The sequence below is a fragment of the Bacillus sp. YC2 genome (genome assembly GCF_019891195.1).
Classification (GTDB): Bacteria; Bacillota; Bacilli; order Bacillales; family Bacillaceae; genus Bacillus.
In genome coordinates this window covers 61,378-81,924 of the sequence record NZ_JAHXDO010000010.1, presented here as the reverse complement: position 1 = coordinate 81,924, position 20,547 = coordinate 61,378, and the positions used below count along the sequence as shown (strand labels likewise).

The 20,547-nt window shown below is 46.7% G+C and carries 14 protein-coding genes; 11 read left to right on the top strand and 3 right to left on the bottom strand.

The window, feature by feature from the left end; genetic code table 11:
• Positions 1-5: 5 nt before the first annotated feature.
• A complete protein-coding gene (gene purD, locus KY305_RS15525) occupies positions 6-1,274 on the top strand; it encodes a phosphoribosylamine--glycine ligase (RefSeq protein ID WP_223063311.1) in 1,269 nt (422 codons plus the stop codon).
• A gap of 39 nt (positions 1,275-1,313) precedes the next feature.
• Here the strand turns inward: purD and KY305_RS15520 are convergent, their stop codons facing one another.
• Positions 1,314-1,736, bottom strand: a complete 423-nt coding sequence (locus KY305_RS15520) for an Lrp/AsnC family transcriptional regulator (RefSeq protein ID WP_223063371.1) — start codon at positions 1,734-1,736, stop codon at positions 1,314-1,316.
• Positions 1,737-1,881: 145 nt separating this feature from the next.
• Here KY305_RS15520 and KY305_RS15515 point away from each other — a divergent pair, with 145 nt between their 5' ends.
• Entirely contained in the window at positions 1,882-3,120 is a 1,239-nt protein-coding gene (locus KY305_RS15515; protein ID WP_223063310.1) for an APC family permease, read from the top strand.
• Positions 3,121-3,142: 22 nt separating this feature from the next.
• On the opposite strand, the gene KY305_RS15510 is transcribed toward KY305_RS15515, so the two are convergent.
• Complete coding sequence (locus tag KY305_RS15510; RefSeq protein ID WP_223063309.1) at positions 3,143-3,376, bottom strand: YgaP family membrane protein; 234 nt, start codon at positions 3,374-3,376, stop codon at positions 3,143-3,145.
• A 121-nt stretch (positions 3,377-3,497) separates the two neighbouring features.
• Here KY305_RS15510 and KY305_RS15505 point away from each other — a divergent pair, with 121 nt between their 5' ends.
• Genes KY305_RS15505 through KY305_RS15495 form a run of 3 tightly spaced genes read left to right on the top strand, consistent with a single transcriptional unit; the run spans position 3,498 to position 6,576 of the window.
• On the top strand, positions 3,498-5,240 hold the full coding sequence (locus KY305_RS15505; RefSeq protein WP_223063308.1) for an adenine deaminase: 1,743 nt from the start codon (positions 3,498-3,500) through the stop codon (positions 5,238-5,240).
• A 26-nt stretch (positions 5,241-5,266) separates the two neighbouring features.
• Entirely contained in the window at positions 5,267-6,262 is a 996-nt protein-coding gene (locus KY305_RS15500; protein WP_223063307.1) for a DUF3048 domain-containing protein, read from the top strand.
• Positions 6,263-6,264: 2 nt separating this feature from the next.
• Positions 6,265-6,576 carry a YerC/YecD family TrpR-related protein gene (locus KY305_RS15495; RefSeq protein ID WP_003155745.1) on the top strand — a complete coding sequence of 104 codons (312 nt, stop codon included), beginning with the start codon at positions 6,265-6,267 and terminating at the stop codon, positions 6,574-6,576.
• A gap of 35 nt (positions 6,577-6,611) precedes the next feature.
• On the opposite strand, the gene KY305_RS15490 is transcribed toward KY305_RS15495, so the two are convergent.
• Positions 6,612-8,186, bottom strand: a complete 1,575-nt coding sequence (locus KY305_RS15490; protein ID WP_223063306.1) for an FMN-binding glutamate synthase family protein — start codon at positions 8,184-8,186, stop codon at positions 6,612-6,614.
• Between the two features lie 232 nt (positions 8,187-8,418).
• Here KY305_RS15490 and pcrB point away from each other — a divergent pair, with 232 nt between their 5' ends.
• From pcrB to KY305_RS15460, 6 genes are all read left to right on the top strand, one after another.
• Positions 8,419-9,108, top strand: a complete 690-nt coding sequence (gene pcrB / locus KY305_RS15485) for a heptaprenylglyceryl phosphate synthase (protein ID WP_223063305.1) — start codon at positions 8,419-8,421, stop codon at positions 9,106-9,108.
• 58 nt (positions 9,109-9,166) lie between these two features.
• Positions 9,167-11,386 (top strand): DNA helicase PcrA, encoded by a 2,220-nt coding sequence (gene pcrA, locus KY305_RS15480; RefSeq protein ID WP_223063304.1) that lies wholly within the window; start codon positions 9,167-9,169, stop codon positions 11,384-11,386.
• 24 nt (positions 11,387-11,410) lie between these two features.
• The gene (gene ligA / locus KY305_RS15475) at positions 11,411-13,417 is read left to right on the top strand and encodes an NAD-dependent DNA ligase LigA (protein WP_223063303.1); all 2,007 of its coding nucleotides are present in this window, start codon (positions 11,411-11,413) and stop codon (positions 13,415-13,417) included.
• 15 nt (positions 13,418-13,432) lie between these two features.
• Positions 13,433-14,629, top strand: a complete 1,197-nt coding sequence (locus tag KY305_RS15470; RefSeq protein WP_223063302.1) for a CamS family sex pheromone protein — start codon at positions 13,433-13,435, stop codon at positions 14,627-14,629.
• Between the two features lie 147 nt (positions 14,630-14,776).
• The gene (locus tag KY305_RS15465) at positions 14,777-15,976 is read left to right on the top strand and encodes an MFS transporter (protein WP_223063301.1); all 1,200 of its coding nucleotides are present in this window, start codon (positions 14,777-14,779) and stop codon (positions 15,974-15,976) included.
• 84 nt (positions 15,977-16,060) lie between these two features.
• Positions 16,061-20,545: a non-ribosomal peptide synthetase gene (locus tag KY305_RS15460; protein WP_223063300.1), complete on the top strand. Its 4,485-nt coding sequence runs from the start codon at positions 16,061-16,063 to the stop codon at positions 20,543-20,545.
• Positions 20,546-20,547 lie beyond the last annotated feature (2 nt).

Here is a 20,547-nt window from a genome sequence, read left to right as displayed (position 1 = left end):
AAAGCGTGAATGTATTGATTATCGGTAAAGGCGGCAGAGAGCATACGCTGGCATGGAAAGCGGCGCAAAGCGCACTTGTTGACACAGTGTACGCCGCGCCTGGAAACGACGGTATGGCAAACAGCGCGACTCTCGTCAGCATTGAAGAAAGTGATCATGCCGGGCTCGTTGCGTTTGCGAAAGAACATCATGTCGGCCTGACGATTATCGGCCCTGAAGTCCCTTTAATCGAAGGGCTTGCCGACGAATTTGAAAAAGCCGGACTGCTTGTGTTCGGACCGTCAAAACAAGCGGCGATCATTGAAGGAAGCAAACAATTTGCAAAAGACTTAATGAAAAAATACGGCATTCCGACAGCGGAATATGGCACATTTACGTCTTTTGAAGAGGCGAAAACGTACGTTCAGAAAAAAGGCGCGCCGATTGTTATTAAGGCGGACGGCCTTGCTGCCGGCAAAGGCGTAACGGTTGCGATGACAGAAGAAGAAGCGATCGAATGCCTGCATGATTTTCTTGAGGATGAAAAGTTTGGCGAGGCGAGTGCGTCTGTCGTCATTGAAGAATTTCTCGCCGGCGAAGAGTTTTCCTTAATGGCGTTTGTCAAAGGGGAGACCGTCTATCCGATGGTGATCGCCCAAGACCATAAACGTGCGTTTGATGGAGACAAAGGGCCGAATACAGGCGGAATGGGCGCCTATTCACCGGTTCCGCACATTTCTGAAGAAATCGTGCAGCACGCCGTTGAAACAATCGTGAAGCCTGCGGCAAAAGCCATGGTGCAAGAAGGCCGCTCCTTTACAGGCGTGCTGTACGCGGGGCTGATTCTGACGGAAAACGGCTCAAAAGTGATTGAATTTAATGCCCGCTTCGGCGATCCGGAAACACAGGTCGTTCTTCCGAGAATGGAATCAGACCTCATCCAAGTGCTTCTCGATCTGCTTCAGGAGAAGGACGTTGACTTGAAATGGAAGGATACGGCCGCAGTCAGCGTCGTCCTTGCTTCAGAGGGTTACCCTGAAAGCTATGAGAAAGGCACGCCGATCGGTTCTCTGACTGCAAATGAAGAAGGGATCGCTGTTTTCCACGCCGGCACGAAAAAAGACGGCGGCCAATTTGTCACAAACGGCGGCCGGGTAGCTAATGTTACGGCATTTGCTGATACATTTGAAGCGGCGAGAGAAAAAGTATACAGCGCCGTTTCAGACCTGACCAAACCCGGCTTGTTTTTCAGAAACGATATCGGCGCCCGAGCGCTGAAAGCTTCTCAACGATAGCAAGCAGAACCCCGCAGCACCCGAGCTGCGGGGTTTTTCTCATGAGAAAGTGCGATGATAGGCTGAGGAGGAGAGGACGACCAAAGTCGTCGGCTTGCCGTGAGCCATACATTCATCGATAAAATCCTCAAGCGTATGGACGGATTCCGTCACGACCTTTGTTATGTAGCTGTACATACCGGTAATTCTGTGGTTTTCCGCAACGTCAGGGTGCTTCCCGGCAAAGGCGGCGTAATGCTTGCAGTTTCTCGGCTCCATAAGGATAAATGCTGTTACCTGTTTATTAAGCTTTTCAAAGCAAATATTAGCGCTGTAGCCTGTGATTACTCCTCTTTCTTCAAGCTTTTTGACTCTTTCGGCAGCGCTTGGGGAGCTGAGTCCGACAAGCTTGCCGAGTTCCACCATTGTCAGCCGGGCGTTTTTTTGTAAAAGCGAGAGAATATGCAAGTCCGTTCGATCCAGGATGATCACTCCTTTTCTTTTTAAGCAATCTTATGCCGATTCCTTCAATTTTAAATAGAAAGAATCGTTTTTGCTTAATTGTAGCATATGGCTGTCTGTCTTCTTTTTTTATAATAAAGCCAGCTTTTAAAAAGGGGGAATCATCATGAATACGCTGCGCCGCTCACTCACTTGGGTGCAGGGAACCGCACTGACGATAGGCGCCGTACTGGGATGCGGAATTTTAATTTTGCCTTCTGTCACGGCAGATACGGCAGGCCCGGCCTCGCTCGCTGCTTGGCTGATGATGTCTTTATTGACATTCCCGATTGTGGGGACGCTTTCCGTTCTAGTGCAGAAAGTGCCGAGTGCAGGAGGAATTACAGCATATGTACAACTCGCTTTTCAAGGAAAGGCAGCAGCCGTTTTAGGCTGGATCATGCTTGGGTCAGTGCCGATCGGTGTCCCGATTATCGCCCTGACCGGCGCTCAATATATCGGTGCGGTCACCGGAGCAGGGACGGGAGCCATAATATTGATCGCGGCTGTTATGCTCGGTTTGTCTCTTATTCTCAACATGAAAGGGCTTCAGCTCTCAGCCAAAATCAGCACCCTTGTCATTTGTTTGATCATATTGCTCCTGGCTGCGGCTATTGCCGTCTCGCTGCCTCATGTCTCATCTGGCTCCTTTCATCCGTTTCTTCCGCATGGATGGCATGCTGCCGGTTCGGCCTCTGTCATGATCTTTTTTTCGTTTGTCGGCTGGGAAATGATTACGCCGCTTGCAGAAGAGTTCAAGAATCCGAAAAGAGATATTCCGATCAGCCTGTTTGCAGCTGCTGCCTGCGTGGCTCTGTTATATGTGATGACCGCTTTTGTAACAGTCGGAACACATGCTTATGGGAGCGGAAAAGGCATTGCCTCGCTTAATTTGTTAATGGCGAATGGAGCGGGGGAAAGCGGTGTTTACATCACCGCGTGCTTGGCGCTGTTCATTACATTCAGTACGATTCATGCCAATATCGCCGGGTTTTCCAGAATGGTGTACGCTATGTCAAGAGAAGGGCACATCCCGAGGTATTTTGCCAGACTGCATGCAAAAAGCAATACTCCGGTGCGGGTGCTGTTATGGCTTGGCGCCGTGTTTTGTACGGTGCTTTTGATTCAGTGGGTCTTTAAGCCTGATCTTGAAGTGCTCTTGAAGGGGCCGAGTGCCGCATTTATTGCCTCATATGTCTTTACCATGGCGGCCGCGCTCAAGTTATTGCGCCGTTTGAGCATCGGCTGGTGGTTTGCGTCAGCGTCTTTTTTGCTGTGCATCGGCGTTTACGGCTTCAGCGGCTGGGCTTTCTTTTATCCGGTGATTCTGGGAGTGGCGGGCTTGTTGTATAAAAGGAGAAAATAAATAACAAGCCGAAAACGGCTTGTTATTTTTCTTGATGATTGCTGTCACTTTGGTTAGTCATCCCGGCTTGGAACATATACGTGACCGGACAGAAACGTACTATGCCGGATGCGGCTTTCATAGCGCCCATCATCATACAGAAAAGATGCATTTTGCACCAAGGCTTTCTCGTGTATTTCGCTGCTGCAGCTGACAGAATGGTGAGGCCGCAAGTGATTCGGATGACGGCGTTCAGCAGGCTGATATTCGTTTTCATGCTTTCAGCTCCCTTCTAATGAAATTTTCGTGCATCTTCAATAATTTGTAACGATTTAGCCGTGCGATAATTGTGCGGATGTGATACGATGGGTCTAATATAAGCGAAGGAGAGTATGTGAATGTCCGAACGTACCTTTAACTGGAAAAATAAAGACATCAGATCACAGGCGGATGTTGTAGACTCAAAGCTGCTTCCAACGCTACTTTTACGGAATGCTCTCGTCTTAAATCCCTTTTTAAAACAATGGCTGAAAAAAAACATTTGGATTTACCAAGACAGAATTGTTTATGTCGGTGATGAGCTTCCTGATGCAGCAGAGCACATTCATACCATAAATTGTGAAGGAAAATACATTGTGCCAGGTTACATTGAACCGCATACACATCCTTTTCAAATATATAATCCCCAAACGCTCGCCGAATATGTGTCTCAATTCGGAACGACGACGTTTATTAATGATAACCTTTTTTTCCTTTTGCACAGCGGTAAAAAGAAAGCGCTTACTATATTGGGGGAACTGAAAAAACAGCCTGTTCAATATTTCTGGTGGTCAAGATACGACCTGCAAACCGAAGTGCAGAATGAGGACCAGCTTCTTTCTTTTGACGTCCGCAAGCAGTGGATTGAGCACCCCGATGTTATCCAAGGCGGAGAATTGACGGGATGGCCGCGGCTTATGGACGGTGATGATCTTATGCTGCACTGCATGCAGGCGACAAAGAGACAGCGCAAGCGGATCGAAGGGCATTTTCCCGGAGCGTCCGAAAAAACACTTACGAAAATGAAGCTGTTCGGAGCCGATTGCGACCACGAGGCTATGAATGGCGATGAAGTGATGAGACGGCTTGAATTGGGCTACTATGTTTCACTCAGGCATTCATCTATCCGGCCTGACCTGAGAACGATTTTGAAGGATCTGCATGAAAAAGGCTTCCGCCATTACGACCATTTCTTTTACACAACGGACGGCGCAACGCCTCATTTCTATAAAGGCGGCATGACGAATGAATTGATCAGAATCGCTTTGGAAGAAGGGATTCCGGCGATTGATGCTTACAATATGGCGTCCTTTAATATTGCAAAGTATTATCAGATTGACGATTATCTCGGCGTAGTGGGGCCGGGAAGACTGGCATCATTAAATATTTTGGAAGACCCTATGAATCCGAACCCGGTCACCGTTATATCAAAAGGGGTCATGCTGAAAGAAGACGGCCAAAATATGAAGGCGTTTACAGAAACAGACTGGAAAAAGGGCGGTCTTGTCCCTCTTGAGCTTTCATATGATATGACGATGGATGATTTACAGTTTTCGATGCCGATGGGAGTGAAAATGCGCAATGCGGTCATTATGGAGCCGTATATGATTGAGATTGATAACTCCGTTGACCAGCTTTCTTTTGACCATGATGAGTGCTTTCTCACTCTTCTTGACAAGCACGGAAAATGGCGGGTAAACACGATGTTGAAAGGCTTTGCCGATCGTGTGCAGGGATTTGTAAGCTCTTATACGACGACCGGTGATATTATCGCCGCCGGAAAAAATAAGGACGATATCCTGCTTGCTTTCTCACGCATGAAGGAAATCGGCGGGGGAATCGTACTGGCTGAGAACGGGAACATTCTGCATGAAATTCCCCTCGCTCTGCACGGCTGCGCTTCGGCTGAAGATTATGAGGCCGTGCTGGAGAAGGAACAAAAGCTGAGAACACTGCTTGAGGATCGCGGCTATCAATTTTGTGATCCGATCTATACGCTGCTCTTTTTGCAAGGCACACATCTGCCTTATATTCGCATTACTCCCAGAGGTATATTTGACGTGATGAAAAAAACTGTACTCTTTCCATCGATAATGCGTTAAAATATAAAAGAGCAGGGAGCCGACATATGAAGAGATGGATAACCGTTTGTATGTTATGTTTTGCGTTTTTGCTGCTTGCCGCCTGCCGGCAAAATGATGCCGATCAGGCGCAGACGAAAAAGCCGGAAGCTCCTTTAACCGGTTTAAAGACGGAGGAAAAGCTTGCAGAACGCCGTCCGATTGCTGTTGCAGTGAACAACCACCCGAAGGCCAGGCCGCAATCCGGGCTTTCCAAGGCGGATATTGTCATTGAGGCGCTTGCGGAGGGGCCGATCACAAGATTTTTGGCGATTTTCCAAAGCGAGATGCCGGAAACTGTCGGGCCTGTGCGGAGCGCACGAGAATATTTCGTCACTCTCAGCAGCGGGTTTAACAGCATTTTTGTCCATCATGGCTGGAGCCCCGGAGCCAAAAAGCAGCTGGAATCCGGCGCTTACGATTATATAAACGGTTTGGATTTTGACGGAAGCCTGTTTTGGAGAGCTGATTTCAGCAAGCCTCCCCACAATTCCTATACGTCTTATGAAAACATAAAAAAGGCGGCGGAACAAAAGGGATTTCAGCTGAACGGAGAAACAGAGCCGCTCCCTTTTCAAACATCAGATGCAAAACCCGGAAACGAAACCTACAATGTTCGGATAGATTATGGAACACAAAACATTACAAATCTTGTCGAATACGATTATGATAAAAAAGCTGATGCTTATACGAGAAGCTCTGATGGTGTGAAAGCGACCGACCGGGAGACCGGAAAGCCTTTAGCCATGCACAACATTTTTATTGCTGAAGCCGGCCATCGCATTACAGACAAAGATGGAAGGCGGGACATCGATATTCAATCAGGGGGTAAAGGTCTCTTGCTTCAGCACGGCGATGTTATTGAGTCAGACTGGGAATATAAAGACGGCCGTATTTTGCCCGTAAAAGGCGGTGAGATTCTTCCGTTTGTGCCAGGAAAGACATGGATCAATATCGTGCCTGATCTCGATGCAGCTTCCATTAGTAAAGGAGAAGGTGTGTGACGATGCAAATCGATAAATTACGCGGAAAAGAACTGGACCAGTTATTTCTATCTATTTTATCGCTGAAAGATCTGGAGGAATGCTATCGTTTCTTTGATGATCTTTGTACGATTAATGAAATTCAATCGCTGGCGCAGCGTTTGGAAGTAGCGAGAATGCTCCGCGAAGGAAATACCTATCATAAAATTGAAAGCGAAACGGGGGCTTCGACAGCCACGATTTCGCGTGTGAAACGTTGCTTAAATTACGGAAACGACGCCTATGAAATGGCCCTTGACCGTGTAAACAAAGGAGAATCCTCCTCTGCAACATAAAAAACCGCTCTGCCGATAACGGCAGGCGGCTTTTTTTATGCGTGCTGTTTCATGAGGTCTGGCAGTTCCTTTATTGTGCCGTCTTTTTCTCTGTACACGATGTGTTCAGTAGTAAAATGAATCGGAGAGCTGATGCCTGACGCCGCAGCGAGGTGAAACAGTCCTTCTCGCAATGAAAGCACGTAGTTGCATACGCGGTGCTGTTTGTCTTCGATGCTGAGCGCGCGCTGCAGCTTAGGATCCGTCGTTGCGACACCGACGGGACAATGGTTGGTGTGGCAGACTTGCGCGCGGATACAGCCGACTGAAAACATCATTCCCCGGGCAATATTGACAAAATCTGCGCCTAAAGCGAGGGCGACGGCAATTTTATCCGGGGTGAGCAGCTTTCCGGATGCGAAAATTTTCAGCTTATCTCTTATGCCGTATTCCCTCAGCAGCCCGTCAACGAGGGGGAGGCCTGTTAAAATCGGCAATCCGACGGAATCAGCCAGCTCATGAAACGAAGCGCCCGTTCCGCCTTCACTGCCGTCAATCGTAATAAAATCAGGGTGCTTGCCGCTCGAACTCATACAAGAGATCAGATCCTCCAAATCTTTTCGGCTTCCCGCCACGATTTTGATTCCGACCGGCTTTTGGCCGACGGCCCGCATTTTTTCGATAAAATCGAGCATGGCGGGGACGCTTGAGAATTCATTGAACCGATTGGGGCTGTCAATGGTTTGTCCCGGTTTTACATTTCTGATGGCGGCAATTTCTTCAGTAACTTTTGAGCCGTCAATATGACCGCCTCGCGCCTTTGCCCCTTGCGCCAGCTTCAGTTCAAATGCTTTGATTTGCTCCAATTGGCTTTTTTTCTTAAACTCTTCCCACGAAAATTCGCCCTCTTGAGTACGGACGCCGAACAGGCCGGGGCCGATTTGGCATATAATATCCGCTCCGCCTTTCAGATGATGCTCTGACAGACCGCCTTCCCCGGTATTCATCCATGTGCCGCCCGCTTGGCGAAGCCCTTTTGACAGCGCGGTAATCGCACGGTCACCCAGCGAGCCGTAGCTCATTGCTGATTGTCCGATCAAGCCTTTTACATAAAATGGTTTCTGGCATGTGTCTTTGCCGATTACCTGTACGTCGTCCGGATGCAGGTAATAAGGATCGGCCTTTATTTTTTCGCGATGCTCATTCCGCTTGAGCAGATTGTCCTTGTCGATATGATACACCATCGTTTCGATCTTAGGCGATTGGCCGATACGAAGCTCCTCTCTTTGTTTCGGAAAAAGGGCGTTGCGGATATAATACCCCGGCTGATCAAAATCCCTTTCTGAACCGAAGCCCATCATTCTGCTTTTATACTTTCCGGACAGGACGGTCTGCTCGTATTCTCTTCGGGAAAACGGCTGTTCCTCATTATCGTTGCTGAATAAATATTGCCGAAGCTCAGGCCCGATTTTCTCAAAGATATAGCGAAGCTTTCCGGCCACGGGATAATTGCGAAGCACTGAATGTTCTTCCTGCTTTTCGTCCCTTATGTATATCCAAACCAGCAATACGGCGGGAACTAAAATAATGAAGATTAATATACAAATCAGAACGATGATTACTTGTTCCATCCAGATCACACTCCTTGCCTTTTTACTCTTTGACATTCCACATTTTGTCTGTCTTCAAACGTCGGCATGAAAAACCAGTTGTTAAATGTAAATGAATGGATTATTTTTATGTGTAGGAATGAAACATCTTTTTTCGTGAATCACGAGAATGACGTCTTTTTCCGTTTTTCCGCACGAAACGAATTTGTTATAATGTTTAAATGGCAAGAAACGAATGGAGGAACGAAAACGCATGTACGATGTTAACGAGTGGAAGCACGTCTTTAAACTCGATCCGAATAAAGATTTACCGGATGAACAGCTTGAAATTCTTTGTGAATCAGGGACCGACGCGATTGTGATCGGGGGAAGCGACGACGTAACCGAAGACAATGTGCTGAGGCTGATGTCGAAGGTGCGGCGCTTTTTAGTCCCGTGCGTCCTTGAAGTGTCGACAATTGATTCGATTGTACCCGGCTTTGATCTTTATTTCATTCCGAGTGTGCTCAACAGCCAAAATGCGGACTGGATTGTCGGCATGCACCATCAGGCGATGAAAGAATACGGAGAACTGATGTCAATGGAGGAAATTGTGCCTGAGGGCTATTGCATCGTCAACCCGGATTGTAAGGCGGCTGCTTTGACAGAGGCTGATACAAATATAGAGACAGAAGATATTCTCGCTTATGCGCGGGTCGCGGAGCATTTGCTTCATCTTCCGATTTTTTACTTGGAATACAGCGGTATGCTGGCGGACATAGACACGGTGGAGAAAACGAAGGCTGTGTTGGACAAGTCCGTCCTATTTTACGGAGGCGGCATTAAAGACGCGGAAACGGCGGAACGGTTCGGCCGTCATGCGGATGTCATTGTCGTAGGAAACGCGATATATGAGGATTTCGACCAGGCGCTCCGAACGGTGGCGGCTGTAAAGGAAAAGTAGCCAAGCGGGCGGATTTGATTTATGATAGAACATATGTTTGATAGGCGGTGAACGGATTTTGAATTACATTAGCAATCAATTATTAAGCGGATTAAACCCTGTTCAGCAGGAAGCGGTGAAGACGACAGACGGGCCGCTGCTTCTCATGGCAGGCGCGGGAAGCGGAAAAACACGCGTTTTGACGCACAGAATCGCATACTTAATGGCGGAAAAACACGTGGCTCCATGGAACATTCTGGCGATCACATTTACCAATAAAGCGGCCAGAGAAATGAAAGAACGGGTGGAGAGCATCCTCGGACCCGGTGCGGATGATATTTGGATATCCACATTCCACAGCATGTGCGTGCGGATTTTACGGCGGGATATTGACAGAATCGGGATCAACCGCAATTTCTCCATTCTTGATACGGCTGACCAGCTTTCCGTGATCAAAGGGATTTTGAAGGAGCGGAACATCGATCCGAAAAAATTCGACCCGAGAAGCATCCTCGGCTCCATCAGCAGCGCAAAAAATGAATTGATCGAACCTGAGGAATTCGCAAAAACGGCCGGGAGCTACTACGATCAAGTCACGAGTGACGTGTACACGGATTATCAGAAAAAACTGTTGAAAAACCAATCGCTCGATTTCGATGATTTAATCATGACAACGATTAAGCTTTTTGACCGTGTGCCTGAAGTACTTGAATTTTATCAGCGCAAATTCCAATACATTCACGTGGATGAGTATCAGGATACGAACAGAGCGCAATATCTGCTTGTGAAGCAGCTTGCGGCGCGTCTGGAAAATATTTGCGTCGTCGGTGACTCCGACCAGTCGATCTACAGATGGCGCGGGGCGGACATCGCCAATATCCTTTCCTTTGAAAAGGATTACCCGAGCGCAAATGTTATTCTGCTCGAACAAAACTACCGCTCGACTAAGCGGATTCTGAACGCGGCAAATGAAGTCATTAAAAACAACACAAACCGCAAGCCGAAAAAACTGTGGACGGAAAACGACGAAGGCATCAAGCTTTCTTATTACAGAGGTGACAATGAATTCGGCGAAGGACAATTTGTCGCCGGAAAAATTCATCAGCTCTACAGTTCGGGCAAGCGGAAGCTATCTGACATCGCGATTTTATACCGGACAAACGCCCAGTCGCGTGTTATAGAGGAAACGCTTCTGAAAGCCGGATTAAATTACAATATCGTCGGCGGAACCAAGTTCTACGACAGGAAAGAAATTAAAGATATTCTCGCATACCTGCGCCTTGTCTCAAATCCAGACGATGACATCAGCTTTACGCGGATTGTCAATGTACCGAAACGCGGCGTCGGCGCCACATCGCTTGAAAAAATTGCTTCTTACGCGGCGATGAACGGCATGTCGCTGTTTCAGGCGATTAAACAGGTTGATTTCATCGGTGTCAGCGCCAAAGCGGCCAACGCGCTCGACAGCTTCGGCACGATGATTGAACATCTGACGAATATGCAGGATTACCTGTCGATTACAGAGCTGACGGAAGAAATTCTTGATAAAACGGAATACAGAGAGATGCTGAAGGCGGAAAAATCAATCGAAGCCCAAAGCCGGTTGGAAAATATCGACGAGTTTCTTTCTGTTACGAAAAACTTTGAGCAAAAAAGCGAAGACAAAACATTAGTCGCGTTTCTGACAGATTTGGCGCTGATTGCGGATATTGACCAGCTCGACCAGAAAGAAGAGGAATCAGGCGGCAAGGATGCCGTGACGTTAATGACGCTGCACGCTGCAAAGGGTCTGGAATTCCCCGTTGTGTTCTTAATGGGCCTTGAAGAAGGCGTCTTCCCGCACAGCCGCTCCCTGATGGAGGAAGCAGAGATGGAGGAAGAGCGCAGGCTCGCGTATGTAGGCATTACAAGAGCGGAAGAAGAGCTGTATTTAACCAATGCCAAAATGCGCACCCTGTTCGGGCGTACCAATATGAACCCGGAATCGCGCTTTATTGGGGAAATACCTGAGGATTTATTGGAGAACCTAAATGAGAAGACAAACCCGCGGACGCAGCCGGGAAGAAAAATGCAGCCAAAACGCGGTCCCGTTTCCCGCCCTGTTTCCTACGCGAGTAAAACAGGCGGCGACACGCTCAGCTGGGCTGTCGGCGATAAAGCCGGCCATAAAAAATGGGGCACCGGCACGGTTGTCAGTGTAAAAGGGGAAGGCGAAAGCACGGAGCTTGATATCGCGTTCCCGAGCCCCGTCGGCGTCAAACGCCTCTTGGCAGCCTTTGCGCCGATTGAAAAGCAGTAACCTGAAGATGAAAGGAAGAACATGATGGACAAAGAAACAGCGAAACACCGGGCAGAAGGATTGCGCCGCACCATCGATCAGTATAGCTATGAATATTACACCTTAGATGAACCGAGCGTGCCGGATTCCGAGTACGACAGGCTGATGCAGGAGCTGATTGCCATAGAAGAAGAGCATCCGGATCTCAGAACGCCAGATTCGCCCACACAGCGGGTCGGGGGAGCCGTGCTGGAATCTTTTCGAAAAGTGCAGCACGGCACGCCGATGCTCAGTCTCGGCAATGCCTTTAACGATGATGATCTTCGCGATTTTGACCGCCGCGTCCGTCAGGCTGTCGGTGATGATGTCGCATACAATGTGGAGCTGAAAATAGACGGTCTTGCTGTTTCTCTCCGTTATGAAGACGGCTATTTCGTCAGAGGAGCGACAAGAGGAGACGGAACGACGGGCGAGGATATCACGGAGAATTTAAAAACGATCCGAACTATTCCGCTGAAAATGAAACGGAACCTCTCCATCGAAGTGCGCGGCGAGGCTTTCATGCCGAAACAATCATTTGAAACGCTTAATGAAGAGCGGCTGAAGAAAGAAGAAGAGCCGTTCGCCAATCCGCGGAATGCAGCCGCCGGCTCACTCAGACAGCTTGATCCGAAAATTGCAGCGAAACGAAATCTCGACATCTTCGTCTACAGTATAGCGGAGCTTGACGAAATGGGTGTGGAAACACAAAGCCAAGGACTCGATTTTCTCGATGAAATCGGCTTTAAAACAAACCAGGAACGAAAAAAATGCACGACAATAGATGAAGTGATTGAAATGATCGAAGAGCTGCAGGCGAAACGAGCCGAGCTGCCGTATGAAATTGACGGCATTGTCATCAAGGTGGATTCGCTTGATCAGCAGGAGGAGCTGGGGTATACGGCAAAAAGCCCGCGCTGGGCGATTGCTTTTAAATTCCCGGCCGAGGAGGTCGTGACAAAGCTTCTCGACATCGAACTGAATGTAGGAAGAACGGGCGTCATTACGCCGACCGCCATCCTTGAACCGGTAAAAGTTGCAGGGACAACGGTCTCAAGGGCATCCCTTCATAACGAAGATTTAATTAAGGAAAAGGATATCCGCATTCTCGATAAAGTCGTCATCAAAAAAGCGGGCGATATCATCCCTGAGGTCGTCAATGTCTTAGTTGAACAGCGGACCGGAGAGGAAAAAGAATTCAATATGCCGACCGCCTGTCCGGAGTGTGAAAGTGAGCTAGTGCGCATCGAAGGAGAAGTCGCTTTACGCTGCATTAATCCCGAATGCCCGGCGCAAATCAGAGAGGGCCTGATTCACTTTGTCTCACGGAATGCGATGAATATTGACGGGCTTGGAGAACGGGTGATTACACAGCTTTTCCGGGAAGACCTCGTCCGCAATGTCGCTGATTTATATAAACTGACAAAGGAACAGGTCATTCAGCTCGAGCGGATGGGAGAAAAATCAACGGACAATCTGATCAGCTCCATCCAAAAATCAAAAGAGAATTCTTTGGAACGCCTGCTGTTCGGTCTCGGCATCCGTTTTATAGGCGCAAAAGCAGCCAAAACACTCGCCATGCATTTTGAAAGCCTGGAGAATCTGAAAAAAGCCACAGAAGAAGAGTTGCTTGCAGTGGATGAAATCGGTGAAAAAATGGCCGATGCAATCATCACTTATTTCCGCAAAGAAGAAATGCTCGAGCTTCTGAATGAACTGGAAGAGCTCGGTGTGAACACACTCTATAAAGGCCCGAAAAAAGTAAAAGCAGAGGACAGCGACTCTTATTTTGCCGGCAAGACCATCGTTTTGACAGGAAAGCTTGAAGAGCTGTCCAGAAATGACGCGAAAGCGCAAATCGAAGCGCTCGGCGGAAAGCTGACGGGATCTGTCAGCAAAAACACAGACTTAGTCATCGCCGGAGAAGCGGCGGGAAGCAAGCTGACAAAAGCGCAGGAATTAAACATCGAAGTATGGAATGAAGCACAGTTATTGGGAGAGCTAAAGAAATAAGAGGAGTGTTTTCTATTGAAAAAGATGTTGGCATTGGCGGCAACGGCAACAGCGGCAGTGTTTATGCTGTCGGCCTGCACGCCGAGTTTTGGGGGGAACAAAGAGGAAGAGATCACGCAAAAAACGGAAAAGTCCTCTGAAAAAGCGATTATACCGAAATATAATATCTCTGATTCCTACTATAAAATGGTGCTGCCGTTTAAAGCGGGAAAAGCCCGCGGCCTGACGGCTGACCGGCTGAATACGAGACTCGATATCGATGAATTCGAAACAGGGCTGATGCGCCTCGCCCAGGACACCTTCCCGACTGATGATTACCTTTATCAGGAAGGCCAGTATTTAGATGAAGACACGGTATTAAACTGGCTTGACCGCAAAAAAGAAGGCAGCGATCTGAAAAAGGCGAAAAAGGCTGATGCCAATTTCGAAAATCTCGGCTTAAACCCGGTCCTGCCAAGCTCAGGTTCGGCAAAATCGAAAAATGAAAGCAGCCCGATTTACTTAGCGTCTATGCTGGAGCAGGACTACTTAGTCAGAAAAGATAAAAATTCCATTCAGCTTGGCGGCGTCATGATCGGCCTGGCTCTCAACTCTGTGTACTATTACCGCGAAAACACAGGCGATCCGCAGCAAGAAGTAGAGCTCGACGACAAAACGATCCGCAGCCACGGGGAACAAATTGCTCAGGAAGTCATTAACCGTCTTCGCAAAATGGATAATCTGAAAAACGTACCGATTACCATCGCCCTTTATAAACAAGCGCCAAAAACATCAATCGTACCGGGGAATTACATTGCAAAAACCGAAGTCAAAGCCGGCTCATCCACGATTTCAAGCTGGGATAATGTCAAAGAAAAGTATGTTTTCTATCCGGCGGACACAGCGACAGCACAGAAATACCCTGACGATTCTGAGGTGTTTAAACGTTTCAAAAATGCCATTGACAGCTACTTCCCGAACTACACCGGGGTGGTCGGAACGGCAATGTATGAAAATGATGAAATGAGAAAAATGAAAATTGAAATTCCGATGCAATTTTACGGAAAAAGCGAAGTGATCGCCTTCACCCAATTCTTAACGGGCGAGCTGATGGATTACTATTCAAAAGGCTCAGTCGATGTCGAAATCAACATCACCTCATCAGACGGCCAAGAAGCGCTTATCGTGCGCAATGCGGGCGACAAAGAACCGACCGTCCATATTTATGATTAACACAGATGCCCTTGTTCATTTCCGAATGAGCAAGGGTTTTTATTATAGTATTTTTAACAATCATGTTAAATTTGTAAATACCGTTGGAGAAGAAAATCATTTATGTTATGATGCGTATGATTACATAACTAGGAATGAGTAGAAAATATGAAAAATAAATCCTTTTATTTTGTATGGGCGGGGCAATCCATTGCTAATTTAGGGGATTCATTGTATGTATTGGTGCTCACATTATTAACTTATCAGATTACCGATTCAGCTCTGGCAGCATCTTTGGTGGCGATGATGCAGTTTATCGGGCAATCGCTCAGCGCGGTGTTTATACCTGTTTTTATTCATAAATACCGTTTAAAAATCATCTTGATTTTTTTGCAATTCACGCAGGCTGCTTTATTATGTTTGTTAATTATACTGTTCATGTTTAATTTGGATAATATTCCAATTTATATCTTTTTTTCAGTTGTTTTTATGATGTCTCTTCTTGACGGCGGCACAATTCCGGTCAGGAATTCAATGATTCCTCGGCTAGTTCCGAAATCAATGCTGCTGAAAGCGAACAGTCTGGTTTTGACTTCGGATCAGATTGTTCTATTGCTGGGCTGGCTGCTTGGGGGATTGCTGATTCAATGGCTTGGCGCCCAATTGCTTTTGACCGTTACCCTCGTTCTTTACGGGACATCGGCTTTTTCATTATTATTCGTTAAAGATACAGGCAAAGCCGAACCAGAGGGAAAAGAAAGTGAAACGTTCAGCAAAAAGCTGCTTTCAGGATGGAGCGCGATTTATCAAAAACCCGATATGAGAATGCTGACAATCTTAGAAATGTTGTCGATGTTCGGGAGAAGCATTTGGACCGGCGCGATTATTCTGGTCTATGTAAGTGAAGTGCTGCACCGAGGTGAAACGTGGTGGGGGTTTATCAACGCAAGTTATTTCGCCGGAACGATTACCGGCGGTTTAATTGTATGGAAACTCTCAGATAAAATCAATCGTCAGCTGTTTAAAATGATTATGCTGACGTCTCTTGTGATCGCAATGGCTGCTTTTGGGCTCGCAATAAACAAGATTGCGTTCCTGAGCCTCGCTTTGGTCTTTTTATTGGGACCCGCCTTCCAGCTGAGGGGAATTGCGATCAGAACTTATGTGCAGGAAACGATTGAAGAAACCTTGCTGCCGAAAGTTTTATCCGCGCAGCACACGCTGAGCACATTTGTATATGGGGCTTCTATTTTGATTATGAGCAGCATCACCGATATGTTTGGTGTTCAATACGTATTTTATATTAATTTTGTTATATTTTCCATTTCTTCATTTCTATCATTGAAACTCAAAAATGAACAAATTTAGACAATATATTATATTTATTTACAATTTGATAAAGGTGTGTTTAAATTATTTTTGTAATATATAAAATGTAAAGAGGTGTAAAAATTGGTTCATACTACGAGTTTGTTCCCTCTTTCTCATCCTCAGAAGAGAATTTTGAATATTGAAAATATTTACAAAGACACACCGATTAATCATATCGGAGGCCTCGTTGTCATAGACGGAAAATTGAAGCTTGCGGCACTGCAGCAGGCAATCATGATCTGTATCCGTCAGACAGAATCTCTCCGTCTCCGCCTCAAGCATACGGACGGGGCCGACATGCAGTTTATAGATGAACATTCGAAGCCCGTTGTGCCGCTTAAGGACTTCTCAAATGAATCCAATCCCCATGAGAGCATGCTTGAATGGGCGGAGAGAGAATTTAAATCCCCTTTTAATTTGTATGGCGGTCCGCTTGCGGCATTTTATGTGCTTAAAGTCAGTGAGGCGTCCAGCGCCTATTTAATTAAATGCCATCATGCGATCGCTGACGGATGGTCCATGAAAATTATCATTGATAAAATAAAAGAGCTTTATTGCCGGCTAACCAATGGAGAAGAGCCTGATGACCGGACAGATGACTTTTCTGTTTTAATTGAGAAGGAAAAGAAGTATATGTCGTCTGGCCGCCGCAGCAAGGACGCTGCATTTTGGAAAGCTGAGTTTTCAGACCTTCCGGAAAGTTTTTTACTGAAAAGTTCCGACAGCATTCAGTCTGAGCGAAAAACATTCCGAATCGACCCCGCCCTGTCAAAACAGATTTATCAATTCGCCGAAGCACAGGGCTGCTCGTTAAATACCCTCTTCACTGTTTCACTGTTCAGTTATTTACACCGCGTAACCGGGGAGAATGATTTAATTATCGGCACACCGGTCTTAAACCGATCAGGTGTAAAGGAAAAAAAGACAGCCGGCATGACGGTCAGCACAATGCCTTTCAGAACGCAGCTGAATGAAAATCAAAGCTTTCAGAATTTCCTCAAAGACATCAACGCTCTTTACATGAAATATTTCTTGCATCAAAGGTATCCTTATGACGAATTGTTCAAGGATCTTCAACTTGCAAAAGAAGGATATGATCAGCTGTTTCATATATATATTAATTCTTACAGCACGGATCTCGCCGCAGATATGGAAGGTTGCCGGGTGAAGTACATAGAATTATGCAGCGGATGCCAGCCTTATTCATTGCAGATCGCAATAAAAGAATGGGATGACGGGGGAGCCATTGAGCTTCAGTTTGATTACAAATCAGCTGACTACAGTGAAGAGGACATCAGTCAGCTGTGCAGCCGTTTAAAAGCTCTCATTCAAAAAGGAATTTCTCAGCCTGACGTGCCGCTGTACGACCTGCCGCTGTTAACGGAACAGGAAATACAGGACGAGATTTATAAATGGAACCAAACAGAGACCGAATATCCGAAAACAAAAACGATCTGCCGGCTGTTTCAGGAACAAGTCAGCCGTGACCCGAATCGAATCGCGGTTGAAGACGGAAACAGGCAATTATCATATTTGGAATTGGACGAGCAGTCAAATCAACTCGCGCGATATCTCTTGGATAAAGGATTGAAACGCGGAGATTTTATTGCAGTCAGTATGGCGCATTCTCCGGATTTAATTGCTGTTTTACTGGGAATTTTAAAAGCCGGCGGCGCTTATGTGCCGATTGATCCCGACTATCCGGCTGAACGGGTAAATTATATACTGGAAGACAGTCAGTCCGCTTTTTTCATCACAGATCATGATGCCGAAACAGCATCCGCACATATCTGCACCATTCATTTTGACCATTCTATGTATAAAGGCTTTAATACACACCAGCCAGATATTATGAGTGATCCCTTGGATATTGCGTACATGATCTATACCTCAGGATCTACAGGACGGCCGAAAGGCGTCATGATTGACCATCAGAACCTTGTCAATTACATCACTTCAGCCTCAGAGAATTATATAACTTCACAAGAAGACAGTTTTGCACTGTACTCATCTATTGCTTTCGACTTAACGATAACCTCAATTTATACTCCATTGATGTCTGGAAATAAGATTTTGATATACAGACAAGACGACACCGATGAATTTGTGCTCAATCGCATCATCCGGGAAAACAATGTATCCATCATAAAGTTAACACCCGCGCACTTAGCACTTTTGAAAGGACAAGATTTATCAGATGCGTCTGTAAAAACAATGATCGTAGGCGGAGAACAGCTATCGGCTGATTTGGCCAGACAAATTACGGAAGCATCACATCACAAAATCACCATATGTAATGAATACGGGCCGACGGAAGCAACAGTGGGCTGTATGATTCACAAATACGATCCAAAAACGGATGTTCAGGCCTCAGTGCCGATCGGAATTCCGATGCAGAATACGGAAATTTATATTTTGAATGACCAGCTTGAGCCTGTGCTGCCGGGGACGTCCGGAGAAATATATATATCGGGAGACGGCGTTGCCAGAGGCTATTGGAACAGGCCCGAGATGCAAAAAGAACGTTTCTTGGACAATCCTTTTATTCAGGGCAGAAAAATGTATAAAACAGGGGATCTGGCAAAACGGCTGAAAGACGGAAAGCTTGAATATTCGGGGAGAAAGGATCATCAAGTCAAGATTAAGGGATACCGAATAGAGCTGGGGGAAATCGAACTTGCGCTCCTTTCCATCAACGAAATCAAAGAAGCCGTCGTGATTGATTTCGAGGATCCGGATGGACAAAAACAGCTTGCAGCTTATATCGTCCGCAGAGAAGGAACGGGGACGCTGCAGTTCAGAATGAAGCTGTCAGAAAAGCTTCCTGCTTATATGCTTCCCGCTTATTTTATACCGATGGACCATATTCCGCTTACCCAAAACGGAAAAACAGACAGGGCTGCGCTTCCGAACCCTCTTTTGCATCAAGACCAAACTCACCTTCAGCTCAATCAGGAGCAGAAAGAAACGGAAAAACAGCTGCTGGAAACGGCTGGAGAGGTTCTTGGCAGACCGGATATAAAGCCCGGTGATCATTTTTACCAGCTCGGCGGTGATTCCATTAAAGCCATTCAGCTCGTGTCAAAAATGAAAGAAAAAGGCCTTTCCCTTAAAACGCAGGATGTTTTAACTTATCCGATATTCCGGGAGCTTGTCAGTGCCGTAACCTATCATGAGGCAGCGGACATTTCTCAAAAGCAGGCTGAAGGAAGCGTACCGGCAATGCCTATAACCGAATGGTTTTGGTCGTTATCGCTCAGCCGCCCGAATTATTGGCACCAATCCGTGATGCTGACAGCAGCAAAAGAAATGGACTCAAATAAAATAAATGACATTTTGACTGTGCTGTACGGCCATCATGACGCATTGCGCCTATCTGTAGACAAACAGACAAAGACGCTGTTTTACAATAACGAAATCGCACCTGAACCGGCTGGATATTATGATCTTACGTCCCTTTCAGAAAAACAGCGGGAGCAGGAAATTGAAAACATCGGTGAAAGAATGAGAGCAGGCACAGAGTTGTTCGGAGGCTCTCTGTTTCAGGCTTGTGTCATAAAAGCCGGCAGTCAGACACATCTCTTACTGACCGCGCATCACTTGATCACTGACGGTGTTTCCTGGCAGATCCTTATTGAAGATTTTCTGAGGCTGTTCCATTCGCCGGATCACCGGAATAGAGATATTCTCCCTTCCAAAACCCATTCTTACCAGTACTTTGCAGCGAAGCTGAATGAGATGGCGGAATCAGCGGAGCTGCTGGAAGAATCGGGTTACTGGGAGGAAGAAGTACAGCTCATTAAACCGATTTACGGACGGTCATCAGGCACTTTAAAAGGGCAGGACAAGCTGATGCTGAAACGGAGGGCTGATAAGGAGCTGACAAAGCTGCTTACGGGACCGGCAAATGAAGCGTATCAAACACAAACGAATGAGCTGCTGCTGGCTGCCTTGGTAAGAGCATGCCGCTACTGCACTGGCAAAGATTATATCGCGCTTGAATTGGAAGGGCATGGGAGAGAGGCCGCGGGTGACCAGGCGGATGTTTCCAGAACCATCGGATGGTTTACTGCCATGTATCCGGCCGTATTCAAGATAACCGAACAAGTATCAGACCAGATTCGCACCGTTAAAGAAAAAATCAGAAATATACCGGGAAAAGGAAGCGGCTATGGAATCCTTACCTTTTTAAGCAAACGGCTGAAGGAGCATGATCAGCCGGAACTGCGCTTTAACTACTTAGGCGAAGTTGATCAGATGTTATCCGGCCATCCGGATTACAGGATGACATATTTAGGTTCAGGTTCTGAGTCAGCGATTGAAAATGATTTGACGGCCAGTCTGGATCTGACAGCGGGAATATATGATGGTCTTCTTACGATTGATCTGATCTCAAGTGCAAGCCTTTTTGATAAAGAGGAGCTGGAAGAGCTGCTGGATCAATTCATTCTTCAGCTCTCCCATATTGCGGCGCATTGTTCGGATAAAGAAGAAACTGATTTTACGCCATCCGATTTTGAAACAGCATCTTTCACACTGGATGAAATGGACTCGCTGTTTACATGAGG

Coding starts and splice junctions, on each gene's coding strand:
- KY305_RS15515 (WP_223063310.1), top strand. CDS start 1,882: ATGAATACGCTGCGCCGCTCACTCACTTGGGTGCAGGGAACCGCACTG.
- KY305_RS15510 (WP_223063309.1), bottom strand. CDS start 3,376: ATGAAAACGAATATCAGCCTGCTGAACGCCGTCATCCGAATCACTTGC.
- KY305_RS15505 (WP_223063308.1), top strand. CDS start 3,498: ATGTCCGAACGTACCTTTAACTGGAAAAATAAAGACATCAGATCACAG.
- KY305_RS15500 (WP_223063307.1), top strand. CDS start 5,267: ATGAAGAGATGGATAACCGTTTGTATGTTATGTTTTGCGTTTTTGCTG.
- KY305_RS15495 (WP_003155745.1), top strand. CDS start 6,265: ATGCAAATCGATAAATTACGCGGAAAAGAACTGGACCAGTTATTTCTA.
- KY305_RS15490 (WP_223063306.1), bottom strand. CDS start 8,186: ATGGAACAAGTAATCATCGTTCTGATTTGTATATTAATCTTCATTATT.
- pcrB (WP_223063305.1), top strand. CDS start 8,419: ATGTACGATGTTAACGAGTGGAAGCACGTCTTTAAACTCGATCCGAAT.
- ligA (WP_223063303.1), top strand. CDS start 11,411: ATGGACAAAGAAACAGCGAAACACCGGGCAGAAGGATTGCGCCGCACC.
- KY305_RS15465 (WP_223063301.1), top strand. CDS start 14,777: ATGAAAAATAAATCCTTTTATTTTGTATGGGCGGGGCAATCCATTGCT.